Source organism: Caloramator sp. CAR-1, from assembly GCF_030546345.1.
Classification (GTDB): domain Bacteria; phylum Bacillota; class Clostridia; order Clostridiales; family Caloramatoraceae; genus Caloramator; species Caloramator australicus.
In genome coordinates, this window is record NZ_JAUONW010000037.1 from 35513 (window position 1) to 47663 (window position 12151).

Here is a 12151-nt window from a genome sequence, read left to right on the forward strand (position 1 = left end):
AAGTTATATTCTATTAAAAAAATATATTATTGTCAACTGGTTAATTGGGTCTATAAATAATTCTCAGTTAAAAAATATTTTTTATTTTATATTTTAATAAAACTCAAATTTATGCTATAATTTTATATGTCAATTATAAACTGAGGTGAAAAGACATGGAAAAGTTTTTGGAAAGTTTTATAAATTTTATAAGTAAATTTGGTATAGTTGGACTTTCAGTTCTTTCCTTTACAGAGTCATCTTTTTTTCCTGTTCCTCCAGATGTTGTTTTAATACCTATGATGTTAGTTAACAAAAGTTTGGCTTTTTTTTATGCTGCAATAACTACTGTTTTTTCTGTTTTAGGAGGTATGTTTGGATATCTTTTAGGTTATAAACTTGGGCGCCCTTTTTTAAAAAGGTGGTTTTCACAGGAAAAAATAATAAAGGTTGAAGAGTATTTCAATAAATATAGCGGATGGGCTGTTGCAATTGCAGGATTTACACCTATTCCATATAAAATTTTTACTGTTTCAGCTGGAGTCTTTAGGATAAGAAAAAACGTATTTGTAATTGCGTCGATAATCGGAAGAGGAATGAGGTTCTTTTTAGAAGCAACGTTGATATTTTTCTTTAAGGATGCAGATAAGTTTATAAAAAACAATTTTGAATACATCACAATTGGAATCACCTTTATATTTTTATTAGCCTTCTATAGCATAAAAATATCGAAGGATAGACTAAACTTGAATAAAATAAAATTATTTTCTAATATAAAAAATTTAGTAGAAAATGTTTACAAAGGATTGCAAAAATACAGGATTTTAGAGAAGATTGGATATTACATGATTGCCACATTTTTATTATCATTGTTTATTTTGATGCTTATTTTTGATTTAATTGAAGATCATAGTTTTTATTTGTTTGAAAGATACGATGCATATATATTTAAGTTTATTCTTGCGCTAAGAAATCCATTTTTAGATGGACTTTTTAAAGCAATTACATTCCTTGGTAATTTTTGGACGGTATTAATTTTAACTTTAATTATTACGATAATATTATTAGCAAAGAATTATAAAGTGCTATCCCTTTATTTTGGAGCAAACATTTTTATAGTTTGGATATTTAACGAATATTTAAAATCCTTATTTAAAAGGCAAAGACCTTATAATTTTAGGCTAATAGATGCAGCTGGCTATAGTTTTCCGAGTGGACATGCAATGATTTTTTTAACATTATCCTTATTTATAATTTATTTGATTAAGTATGTCTTTAAGTTTAAACATCAAAATTTATATAAGGGGTTAGTCTTGCTTTTAGCAGTTTTAGTGGGTTTTAGTAGAATCTATTTAGGTGTTCATTACTTAAGCGATGTTTTAGCTGGTTGGATAGTTGCTGTTGTTTATTATTCTGCTTCAATTATATTGCTAAGGGGCATTAGCAGGAGGGGGGATTTTAATGAGTAATAGTGAAGGAAAAATAGGAATTAAATCAGGAAAAATAATTTATGTTGATGGGGAAAATCCGCCTAAAATTATAGTTGGAGAAGGTGTTGAGGTTTATATAAATGAAAAAAAGATAGACGGAGAGTGCCATGTAAAAAAAGAAGATATAGTTAAAGTTGTCCCCAAAATAATAGAGGGAAAAAGAAATTTGAACATTTACGTTACGGAAGATGCTATGGAAGTTTATATAGATATTTCCTATGAGCCATATATTGAATATGAAATAGAGGATATGGAACCCCAGCATGAATTATTTATAACTGGGAAAATAAAACATAAGAGCATAAAGAAATTCACAAGGGAAGAAATAGAAAAAAGCCTAAGGGAAAAAAATATTATTTATGGAATTAAAAAAGAAGAAATAGAAAGGGCAATAGATGGGGGCAGATTCCTTGTTGCTGAGGGGAAGAAAATCAAAGAACCTGAGGATGATAGGATTGTTTACTATTTTGGCAATAAAAATGAAGAAGATGTTGAAAATGCAATAAAAGTAGATTATTTTAATAGAATAACATACGAATATGTGGAAAAGGGAGATGTCCTTGCAGAAAAATTTGACGGGAGAGACGGGTCAATAGGTTTTGACGTTTACGGTCGACCGGTTAAGCCAAGAAAAAGGGTTGTTAAAAGGCTTTTATCGGGACCAGGATGTGTTGTAAATGAAAATAAAGCCTATGCTGAAATTTCAGGTATGCCAGAGGTTAAATCAGGAAAGGTATGTGTATTTGAAGTATTAAGGATAAATGGAGATGTTGATATAAAGACAGGAAACATAAAATTTGATGGGAATGTTGAAGTAGTGGGAACGGTAAAAGAAGGATTCAAAATAAGAGCAGGAAACAATGTTATAATCCATGGCGATGTCCTTGAAGCAGAGATTGCAACAAATGGCAATATTGTGGTTAAGAAAAATGTAATTTCATCAAATTTAATAGCAGGGTGTAATCAAATAAACAATGAGAAGGCCCTTAAGTTGATAAAAGATGTATATGATATTCTTAAAACTTCTCTAATTGCTTTAACGGAACTTATAAAGCTTGGCAAAATAAAGATCGATAAAAATATTGGACGCGTTTTAATGCTTATCATTGAATCAAAGTTTCCTAATAAAATGCAGGAGATCATAAAGAACGATGAGTTTATTTCATCAGGTTTTCATAATGATATTTATGTTAACTGGAAAAAATTATTTAATTATATTTTAATGATTAAGAATAATGATCTTTTGGACTATGATGGATTGACTAATATGCTTAAGGAAGTGGGAAATTTTATCGATACTTTTCAACTTCTTAACACTCCAGCAGATGTTTATGTTTCCTATTGTCAAAATTCGAAAATTTTTGCCAGCAACGATGTAGAAATAACTGGACAAGGTTGCTATAATACAAATATAGTAGCTAAAAATCAAATAAGGTTTATCTCCGACAAGGCTATATTTAGAGGAGGCCAGATGGTTGCGGAAAAGGCAATTAAGGCATCTGAAGTAGGTTCAAGCGCAGGGGTTGTAACGATCCTAAAAACATCAAAACATGGAATTATAGAAGCAAGGGTTGCCTTTCAAAACACATTAATCCAATTTGACGATATAACCTACAAAATAGAATATCCTGTAAAAAATTTAAAGGCCTACATCGAAAAGGGTGAACTCATTGTAGAAAAACTAAAATTATAGGGGTGATGCAGTTGGAAAGGAAGGTTATTATTTTTAAGCTGGGCAACGAGGAGTTTGCCTGTGATATTCAACATGTTGAGAGAATATTAGGTTATGTTGAACCTACAAAGATCCCTGAGGCTCCTTATTATGTTGAAGGAGTTATAAATTATCAAGAATCAATTTTACCTATCATTAATTTAAAAAGGAAATTTAACATGGATTACAATGAATCATCCGATAAAAAGATCATAGTAGTAAAGAGCAATCAAAAAACAGTTGGCTTTTTAGTGGATACTGTATTAGAGGTTTCAGATATAAGAAATGAAAACATTGAGACTTCACCTGATATTGTTACAGCTTCAAAAAATAGATATATTCAAAACATGATTAAACTTAGCGGTAGAATTATTTTAGAAATTAATCCAGATAAAATTTTAAGTAAAGATGATATCGACAGCTTACTAAACTAAAAAATGGAGTAGATAATATGGAATCAAAGGAAATTAAGGTTGGCATAGGGGATTTGAATACAGCCTTACCACCTGATAAACTAATAACTATTGGATTAGGTTCATGCGTAGGCATTGCTCTTTATGATGGAATAAAAAGAATTGCCGGTTTAGCTCATATTATGCTACCAGAAAGCTCTAAGTTTACAAATAATACCAATCCGATGAAATATGCTGATCTTGCCATACCAATGCTTCTTGATAGGATGTTAGAACTTGGAGCTAAAAAAACTAATATTACCGCTAAAATTGCAGGTGGAGCCAGCATGTTTCAAACTAGCGATAAATCTCCACTGATGGACATTGGAAATAGAAATGCTCGGGCTGTTAAGGAAATATTGGAAAAGCTAAATATCAAAGTAGTTGCTGAAGACCTGGGAGGAAACTACGGAAGAACTATGATAATAGACGCAGAAACTGGAAAGGTCTATATAAGGACAGTAGGAAAAGGAACGAAGGAGCTGTAGTTATGGATAAAATTAAGGTTTTAGTTGTAGACGATTCAGCCTTCATGAGAAAAATGATTACAGATATGATAAACAGTCAACCTGACATGGAAGTTCTCGATACAGCAAGGGATGGATTGGATGCAATAAAAAAGATAAACTCATTAAATCCTGATGTTATAACGCTTGACGTTGAAATGCCAAACAAAAACGGATTAGAAGTTTTAAGGGAGATCAAGGATAGTAATGTTGCAGTTATTATGTTAAGCAGCTTAACCTCTGAGGGTTCATCGACAACTATTGAGGCTTTAAGGCTTGGGGCCTTTGATTTTATTCAAAAACCTTCCGGTTCTATTTCCCTTGATATAGATAAGGTTAAGGAGGATTTAGTAGAGAAAATAAGATATGCAAAGGTTCACCTTAGAAAAAAACTAAAAAGAGAAAAGGCTATTGATAAATTTTCTCCGATAAACAAAAGTGCATATAATAAGAAAAAATATGAAGCAGTTTTGATTGGTGCTTCAACTGGTGGGCCAAAGGTTTTATTTGAATTAATAACTAAGCTTCCAAAGGATTTAGAGGTTCCCCTTCTTGTAGTTCAGCATATGCCAGCTGGTTTTACCAAAGCCTTTGCTGAAAGATTAGATAAATACAGCAATTTAAAAGTCATAGAGGCAAAGGATGGCGATAAAATAGAACCAAACGTTGTATACATTGCTCCAGGCGGGTTCCATATGTTCGTTAAAAACAAGCAAATAAAACTTGATTTGTCACCTCAAATTCATGGTGTTAGACCTGCAGTTGATAAGCTTTTTCTATCTGCGGCAGAGGAATTTGGTGAAAATAATCTTGCAGTAATTTTAACCGGAATGGGAAGGGATGGAGCAGAAGGAATAAAGGCTATCAAGTTAAAAGGCGGAATAACTATTGCACAAGATGAAGCAACATCCACAATATTTGGTATGCCTAAGGCAGCCATCGAAACAGGATGCGTCGACTACGTAATGCCAGACTACCAAATAGCAGAAGAAATAGTAAAAATTATTCGGGGGAGAAGTTGATGGACTTTAAGAAAATAGAAACATTTGTTTTTAAACAATACGGAATTGATCTTAGTGCATATAAATCAAAGCAATTAACGAGAAGAATTGAAAGCTTTATGACTAGGGCCGGCGCAACAAATGAAGATGACTTTATTTTAAAATTAAAAACAGATCCCAATCTAAGTAAAAAATTTTTGGATCACTTAACTATAAATGTTTCCGAATTCTTTAGAAATAAGGATCTTTTTATGGACCTTGAGAAGAAGATCAAAGAATTACTAAATCCTGATAAAAAAATATTAAAAATTTGGAGTGCAGCTTGTTCAAACGGCGCGGAGCCTTATACTTTAGCCATAATAATGGATAGATTGACTCCAAACAAGAGGCATCAAATTATAGCTACAGATATCGATAAAACTATTCTTGAGGTTGCTAAAAAAGGTGTATATAAGCCCCAAGATGTAAGAAATGTGGACAAAGAAATTTTAGATAAATATTTTACTATTGAAGGCGATAATTATATTGTGAAGGATGCTATAAAAAATAGAGTAACCTTTAAGCATCATGATTTAATATTAGACAAATATGAGACAGGCTTTGACCTTATTGTTTGTAGAAATGTAGTCATCTACTTTACACAGGAGGTAAAAAATCAGATATATAAAAAGTTTTATGAAGCTATGAACCCGGGAGGGCTTTTGTTTGTAGGGGCAACCGAGAGCATATATAATTATAGGGAACTTGGATTTGAAAAGGCGTCAACATTTATATATAGAAAACCAGGAGGCGTGTAATTATGGATATGTCACAATATCTTGATATATTTCTTGAAGAATCAGAAGAAAATATTCAAAGGTTAAATGAAGGCCTTTTATCCCTTGAGAAAAATCCAGATGATAAGGAAATTATAAACTCAATATTCAGAGCTGCCCATACTTTAAAGGGAATGGCTGCCAGCATGGCCTTTGAGAGGGTAGCAGATTTAACCCATAAGATGGAAAATGTCCTTGATAAAATTAGAAATGACCAATTAAATGTTAATTCTGATATTATAACACTATTATTTAAATGTGTAGATAAGCTTCAGGAAATGATTGAAAATATAAGGGAAAAAGGGACTGAAGATGCAGAGGTTGAAGAAATAATTGAGACCCTTAAAAACATTGAAAAAGGAAAAGCTGCATCTATTACAGAGAAAAAAGTAGAGCTAGAAATAGAATTTAATGAATATGATAAAGATATTATAAAAAGCGCCCTTGAAAAGAACTATAATGTTTTAAAGATAAATGTTACAATATATAAGGACTCCATATTAAAATCTGCAAGGGCATTTTTAGTATATAAAACCCTTGAAGAATTAGGAGAGATTATAAAATCAGTTCCTTCAATTGAGGATCTTGAACAGGAAAACTTTGAAAACCAATTCTATTTAATACTTATAACCCAAAAGAGTGAAAAGGATATTAAATCAAAGATAGAGGGTATCTCTGAAGTTGAAAAGGTAGAGGTTGAAAGGGTAAAAATAAAGAAGGATGACAGGAAGGAAGAAACAGTAGAAAAAGTTGAGGAAAATAAACAAAAAGATGTTGTAAATACTTCAGAAGTAAAAGAAGAAGATAAAAACACAAAAAAGGTATCCCAATCAGTAAGAGTTGATCTTGAAAGACTTGATAAATTCATGAATTTAGTTGGGGAGCTTGTAATCCATAGAACGAGGCTGGAGCAGATAAGCAGAGACTTTAAGTCTCAGGAGCTACATGAAACATTAGAACAAGTTGGAAGAATAACGACAGATCTTCAAGATCTTGTAATGAAGGTTAGGATGCTCCCAATAGAAAAGGTATTTAATAGATTCCCAAGGATGGTTAGAGACCTTGCCCAGGAACTTGGAAAGGAAATAGAATTTGTTATGAAGGGCGAGGATACAGAACTTGACAGAACAGTTATCGATGAAATAGGAGAACCCCTTGTTCACCTTCTTAGAAATGCAATAGATCATGGCATTGAAACACCTGAAGAGAGGATAAAACAGGGAAAAAGCTCAAAGGGGACTGTAAAGCTTGTTGCTTACCAAGAAGGAAATAAAGCCGTTATTAAAGTAGAAGACGATGGAAGGGGTCTTGATGTAAATAAAATAAAGAAAAAGGCAAATCAGCTTGGCATAAATACTGATGGTATGTCAGAGCAGGATATAAGAAACCTCATATTCCTTCAAGGATTTAGCACCAGCGAAAAGGTTACAGACATATCCGGTAGAGGCGTTGGAATGGATGTCGTTAAAACAAAGATAACTTCATTAGGTGGAAGCATTGAGGTTCAAAGTGAAGTTGGAAAGGGAACAGCCTTTATAATAAGGCTTCCATTAACATTGTCTATAATACAAGCCCTACTGGTAAAGGTTTCAGAAGAAACATTTGCAATATCCTTAGGCTTTATAGATAGGGTTATTAAGATAAATCTTAGTGAAATAAAAATATCCAATAATAAAGAGGTAATAATCTACAGGAACAATGTTATTCCTTTAATTAGACTCTCTGAAAAATTAAACTTAATGGAGGTAGAATTAGAAGAAAAATTCTGTGTTATCGTAAAGGTTGGAGAAAAAACTGTGGGACTATTGGTGGATTCCCTTTTAGGACAGCAGGAAATAGTTATAAAACCTTTAGGGAAGTTATTGCAAAAACAAAAAGAATATGTTGGCGCAACTATATTAGGAGATGGATTGGTAACTCTAATATTAGATGTTGCAGCCTTAGTATAAGCGGGTGATTTGCGTGGAATTTAACTTAAATGATATTCAGCTTGATGCCCTAAAGGAGATAGGCAATATTGGGGCTGGTAATGCTGCAACAGCCCTATCACAACTTATAAATAAAAAGGTCGATATGACGGTTCCACAGGTGGATGTCCTACTTTTTAATGATATGGTATCAAGAATTGGAGATGAAGAAGATTTAGTTATTGCTGTTCTTTTAAAGGTTTTTGGTGATGCCCCTGGTAATATTTTGTTTGTTATGAAACCTGATAGTGCAAGGCTAATAGCAGACGAAATGCTCATAGGATTTGACATTCCAAGTGAGGAAATTTATTATTCAGTATACCAGGAGCTTGGCAATATATTAGGCAATTCCTATTTAAACGCACTTTCAAGGTTTACTGAGCTTAATTTAGTCGGTTCAGTCCCTTACGTAGTTGAAGATATGCTTGCAGCAATTTTAAGCACTACCTTTATTGATGCAGAACAATATAGTGACTATGTTCTTGCTATTGATACGACGTTTATGCAGGAAAACAAGGAATCTGGTGGTTACTTCTTTTATATCCCAATGCCAGGTTCTTTAGAAAAAATATTATCAAAATTAGGATTATAAAGGGAGGATTTAACATGCCAAGAGTGTTAATCGTAGATGATGCTGCTTTTATGAGAATGATGTTAAAGGATATCTTAGTAAAGAATGGTTATGAAGTTATAGGCGAAGCTCCAAACGGTCTAAAGGCTGTTGAGATGTATAAACAAGAAAAGCCAGATGTAGTGACGATGGATATTACTATGCCTGAAATGGATGGAATACAGGCTGTTAAGGAGATAAGAGCCTTTGACCCAAATGCAAAAATAATTATGTGCTCTGCTATGGGACAGCAGGCAATGGTTATGGAGGCAATAAAATCTGGAGCGAAGGATTTTATTGTAAAGCCCTTTCAGCCTGAAAGAGTATTGGAGGCATTAAAGAAGGTTTTAGGATAGGAGTGACCTTTTATGCAGATAGTGATTTTTACGTTGGGTAATGAAAAGTTTGCCCTTGATACCAAACTTGTTCATGGAATAGAAAAAATGATGAGCATAACAAAAGTTCCAAATGCACCATACTATGTTAAGGGACTTATAAACTTAAGGGGCTCAATCATAACGGTTGTTGATTTAAAAACATTATTAAATAAGCAAAATAAAGATCAGGAGGAAAACATAATAATCGTTGAAATTAATCAGGAGAAAATAGGACTTATTGTCAACAAAGTTGATGAAGTTATTGAAATTGAAAACGATAAAATCGAAAAGCCTGTTGAAAATAATTCCTATATTAAAGGTATAATAAATCTAAAGGAATATATTGTAACACTATTGGAGGGAGAGGCCCTTATAGAAGGATAGGAGGGATTATATGGGAGAAATTTTGTCACAAAGTGAAATAGATGCCCTCCTTTCAGCCCTATCGGCTGGAGAAATTGAGCTTGAGGAACATTCTTCTGCAGAAAAACAAAAAGTAAAAAAATACGATTTTAAACGTCCCAATAAATTTTCAAAGGAACATTTAAGAACCCTTGAAATGATTCATGATAATTTTGGAAGGATTGTTGCCAACTATCTGACGGCAAACTTAAGGACGTCAGTTCAAATTAAAGTTATTTCTATAGAACAAATAACCTTTGAGGAATTTATACATTCTGTTCCTAATCCCACAATTTTGATGACCTTTTATTTAGAGCCCTTTACTGGGCCCTTTATGTTCGAAACTGGTCCTAATTATGTTTTTGAAATAGTAGACCTTATGTTTGGAGGATCAGGAAAGGGGCAGGTAAAGACAAGGGATTTTACGGATATAGAAAAGAATATAATAAAAAAATTAAATCTTAAAATTCTTGAAAACCTAAAAATGGCATGGGAAGATATTATAGATGTTAATATTGTCTTTGACAATATAGAAACAAACCCAATATTAAATCAAGTTATTGCCCCTAATGAACCTGTTTGCCTTATTACCTTTTCAACTCAAATTGGTAACAATCAGTGCTATATTAACATGTGTATTCCTTATATATCAATCGAAAACTATGTAGATAAGTTAGTCGTTCAATATAAAAGCACAGCTTCGGATAAGCTGGATCAAGATTTTAAAGAAAAAATTAAGAATAACCTCATGCCAGTTAAGGTGGATTGCTGCGTAGAATTAGGCAAAGCAATTTTAACAGTTGAAGACTTTTTAAACCTCGATGTTGGTGACGTTGTTAAGCTCAATAAAAAGACTAGTGAACCTCTTAATATGTTTATAGAGGATAAACTACATTTTAAAGTTTATCCTGGCAAAATTGGTAAAAAGTTAGGAGTTCAAATATTTGAAATAAAGGATAAGGATGTGGAAGAGGATGCATGATGGTATACTTTCACAAGCAGAAATAGATGCTTTGCTTAGCGGGGTTACACCTGCTAATATCGACAGTGATTTGACTGACGATGAAAAGGACCTTTTAGGAGAGATTGGAAATATATCAATGGGTTCAGCCTCAACGGCGTTATCAACAATATTAGGCAAAATGGTTAATATAACAACTCCAAGGGTTACTTTAACCACCTTAAACGATATGAAAAAGGAATTTAATGTTCCCATAATGGCCCTTGAGGTTGAGTATATAGAAGGTCTTAAGGGATCTAACCTATTACTTGTAAAGATTGATGACGCTTCAGTTATCGCCGATATCATGATGGGAGGAACGGGCTCAAACATTAAAACTGAACTTACTGAGATTGAAGTAAGTGCAGTTCAGGAGGCGATGAACCAGATGATAGGTTCATCGGCAACATCCCTTTCAACTATGCTAAATATGCCTATAAATATCACTCCTCCTTCGGCAAGAATATGGAATAGAGATGTTGATAAAATTTCTGAGCTAATTGATGAAAATGAAAGGATAGTTAGAATATCCTTTAGGCTTACGATTGCTGAACTATTAGATAGCGAAATTATGTTATTACTTCCTGTTGAAACTGCAAAGATGATAATAAACAAGATGACTGGCGGCCTTTCAGAGGAACCAATTGCTGAACCGGAACCTGTTAAAGAGGCTGCCTATGAAAAGGTTGAGGCAAAAGAACAAAAGATTGAGACAAGGCAGGAAATAAAAGAAGAAGTCAATGTCTCAAAGGCTTCCTTTGCTGAACTTACACCACTAACTCCAAAGGAAAAGCAAAACATAGAACTTATACTGGACGTTCCCCTTGAGATTTCTGTCGTTCTTGGAAGAACTAAAAAGACAATAAAGGAAATACTTGAACTCGGTCAAGGTTCATTAATCGAACTTGATAAGCTAACCGAAGAGCCTGTTGAAATTTTAGTAAACGGAAAAAGGGTCGCTTATGGTGAGGTTGTTGTTATAGATGAAAACTTTGGAGTTAGAATAACAAGCATAGTAAATAATGTTGAAAAAATTAAAAGCCTTCAGGGATAATCCTGAGGCTTTAAATTTTTGTGTAAAGTTTAATACTTAAATTACGATATATAATATAGAAAAAATTAAGGGAGTGATAAGAGTGAGGATAAGTTTAGATGTCAATAATGTCATAAATATATACAATAAAAACGCAAAGGCTGTAGCCAAGGAAAGCCCATCAAGAAAATCAGATACAATTGAAATTTCAAAGGAAGGAAAGGAAATTGCAAAATTTTTAGAGATAGCAAAGAATATCGAAATTGAAACTAAAGATGTTGAAAGGATAAAAACTCTTATCAAAGAAGGAAAATACCAAATAAACGATGAGGATCTTGCAAGGAGCATCCTAAATTTTATGAAGGAAAGTGATAAATAATGGATATAAAAGAGTTATTTTTAGAATTTATTAATCTTTTTCTTCAGCTTACTGAACTTTTAGATAAGGAAAGGGAAGCCCTTATAAAGGACCAAGGTGAGATTATTGCATCATTATTGGAGACTAAAAAGGATATAGCCATAAATATAAATAAGCTTGAGGGTGAAAGGCAAAGGCTTTTAAAGGATAAAAAAATACAAGACCTTGTAAAAGAAGGCCTTATATCTGAAGATTTAGCAAGAGAATTTGAAAGGCTTGCCCTTGAGGTTAAGGAGAAAAACGAAACAAACCTTGCCTTAACAAAGCAATCATTATCCTATATTAGAATGATGAACAATATCCTGTCACCTAATAAGAGTGTAACCTATAATCCAACAGGAGAGATAAACGCAAAATCTTCAAGCAATATATTTAATGCTACCGTTTAGG

The 12151-nt window shown here is 32.8% G+C and carries 14 protein-coding genes; all 14 read left to right on the forward strand.

What is annotated here, in order from left to right:
- Positions 1-155 precede the first annotated feature (155 nt).
- The gene (locus Q3V94_RS09885; RefSeq protein WP_303527295.1) at positions 156-1448 is read left to right on the forward strand and encodes a phosphatase PAP2 family protein; all 1293 of its coding nucleotides are present in this window, start codon (positions 156-158) and stop codon (positions 1446-1448) included.
- On the forward strand, positions 1441-3162 hold the full coding sequence (locus Q3V94_RS09890; protein WP_303527298.1) for a DUF342 domain-containing protein: 1722 nt from the start codon (positions 1441-1443) through the stop codon (positions 3160-3162). Before Q3V94_RS09885 ends, Q3V94_RS09890 begins: the two co-directional genes overlap by 8 nt.
- Before the next feature lie 5 nt (positions 3163-3167).
- A complete protein-coding gene (locus Q3V94_RS09895) occupies positions 3168-3614 on the forward strand; it encodes a chemotaxis protein CheW (protein WP_303527300.1) in 447 nt (148 codons plus the stop codon).
- A 17-nt stretch (positions 3615-3631) separates the two neighbouring features.
- The gene (locus Q3V94_RS09900) at positions 3632-4120 is read left to right on the forward strand and encodes a chemotaxis protein CheD (RefSeq protein WP_303527302.1); all 489 of its coding nucleotides are present in this window, start codon (positions 3632-3634) and stop codon (positions 4118-4120) included.
- 2 nt (positions 4121-4122) lie between these two features.
- A complete protein-coding gene (locus Q3V94_RS09905; protein ID WP_303527304.1) occupies positions 4123-5160 on the forward strand; it encodes a chemotaxis response regulator protein-glutamate methylesterase in 1038 nt (345 codons plus the stop codon).
- Entirely contained in the window at positions 5160-5936 is a 777-nt protein-coding gene (locus tag Q3V94_RS09910) for a protein-glutamate O-methyltransferase CheR (RefSeq protein ID WP_303527306.1), read from the forward strand. Before Q3V94_RS09905 ends, Q3V94_RS09910 begins: the two co-directional genes overlap by 1 nt.
- Before the next feature lie 2 nt (positions 5937-5938).
- Positions 5939-7903: a chemotaxis protein CheA gene (locus Q3V94_RS09915; protein ID WP_303527307.1), complete on the forward strand. Its 1965-nt coding sequence runs from the start codon at positions 5939-5941 to the stop codon at positions 7901-7903.
- Between the two features lie 13 nt (positions 7904-7916).
- Positions 7917-8513, forward strand: a complete 597-nt coding sequence (locus Q3V94_RS09920) for a chemotaxis protein CheC (RefSeq protein ID WP_303527308.1) — start codon at positions 7917-7919, stop codon at positions 8511-8513.
- Positions 8514-8527: 14 nt separating this feature from the next.
- Positions 8528-8887: a chemotaxis protein CheY gene (gene cheY / locus Q3V94_RS09925; protein WP_008909038.1), complete on the forward strand. Its 360-nt coding sequence runs from the start codon at positions 8528-8530 to the stop codon at positions 8885-8887.
- Positions 8888-8899: 12 nt separating this feature from the next.
- Entirely contained in the window at positions 8900-9292 is a 393-nt protein-coding gene (locus tag Q3V94_RS09930; RefSeq protein WP_008909039.1) for a chemotaxis protein CheW, read from the forward strand.
- A gap of 10 nt (positions 9293-9302) precedes the next feature.
- Entirely contained in the window at positions 9303-10292 is a 990-nt protein-coding gene (gene fliM, locus Q3V94_RS09935) for a flagellar motor switch protein FliM (protein WP_303527310.1), read from the forward strand.
- Positions 10285-11364, forward strand: a complete 1080-nt coding sequence (gene fliY / locus Q3V94_RS09940; RefSeq protein ID WP_303527313.1) for a flagellar motor switch phosphatase FliY — start codon at positions 10285-10287, stop codon at positions 11362-11364. The genes fliM and fliY overlap by 8 nt, the downstream gene beginning before the upstream one ends.
- Positions 11365-11446: 82 nt before the next feature.
- Positions 11447-11722 (forward strand): flagellar biosynthesis anti-sigma factor FlgM, encoded by a 276-nt coding sequence (gene flgM / locus Q3V94_RS09945; protein WP_303527316.1) that lies wholly within the window; start codon positions 11447-11449, stop codon positions 11720-11722.
- Positions 11722-12150, forward strand: a complete 429-nt coding sequence (locus Q3V94_RS09950; RefSeq protein ID WP_303527318.1) for a flagellar protein FlgN — start codon at positions 11722-11724, stop codon at positions 12148-12150. Before flgM ends, Q3V94_RS09950 begins: the two co-directional genes overlap by 1 nt.
- The last annotated feature ends 1 nt before the right edge of the window (position 12151 follow it).

Excerpts from the sequence above, each read along its gene's own strand:
- cheY (WP_008909038.1), top strand. The coding sequence starts at position 8,528 with ATGCCAAGAGTGTTAATCGTAGATGATGCTGCTTTTATGAGAATGATG.
- Q3V94_RS09890 (WP_303527298.1), top strand. The coding sequence starts at position 1,441 with ATGAGTAATAGTGAAGGAAAAATAGGAATTAAATCAGGAAAAATAATT.
- Q3V94_RS09885 (WP_303527295.1), top strand. The coding sequence starts at position 156 with ATGGAAAAGTTTTTGGAAAGTTTTATAAATTTTATAAGTAAATTTGGT.
- fliY (WP_303527313.1), top strand. The coding sequence starts at position 10,285 with ATGCATGATGGTATACTTTCACAAGCAGAAATAGATGCTTTGCTTAGC.
- Q3V94_RS09895 (WP_303527300.1), top strand. The coding sequence starts at position 3,168 with ATGCAGTTGGAAAGGAAGGTTATTATTTTTAAGCTGGGCAACGAGGAG.
- Q3V94_RS09905 (WP_303527304.1), top strand. The coding sequence starts at position 4,123 with ATGGATAAAATTAAGGTTTTAGTTGTAGACGATTCAGCCTTCATGAGA.
- Q3V94_RS09930 (WP_008909039.1), top strand. The coding sequence starts at position 8,900 with ATGCAGATAGTGATTTTTACGTTGGGTAATGAAAAGTTTGCCCTTGAT.
- Q3V94_RS09915 (WP_303527307.1), top strand. The coding sequence starts at position 5,939 with ATGGATATGTCACAATATCTTGATATATTTCTTGAAGAATCAGAAGAA.
- fliM (WP_303527310.1), top strand. The coding sequence starts at position 9,303 with ATGGGAGAAATTTTGTCACAAAGTGAAATAGATGCCCTCCTTTCAGCC.
- Q3V94_RS09910 (WP_303527306.1), top strand. The coding sequence starts at position 5,160 with ATGGACTTTAAGAAAATAGAAACATTTGTTTTTAAACAATACGGAATT.
- Q3V94_RS09950 (WP_303527318.1), top strand. The coding sequence starts at position 11,722 with ATGGATATAAAAGAGTTATTTTTAGAATTTATTAATCTTTTTCTTCAG.
- Q3V94_RS09900 (WP_303527302.1), top strand. The coding sequence starts at position 3,632 with ATGGAATCAAAGGAAATTAAGGTTGGCATAGGGGATTTGAATACAGCC.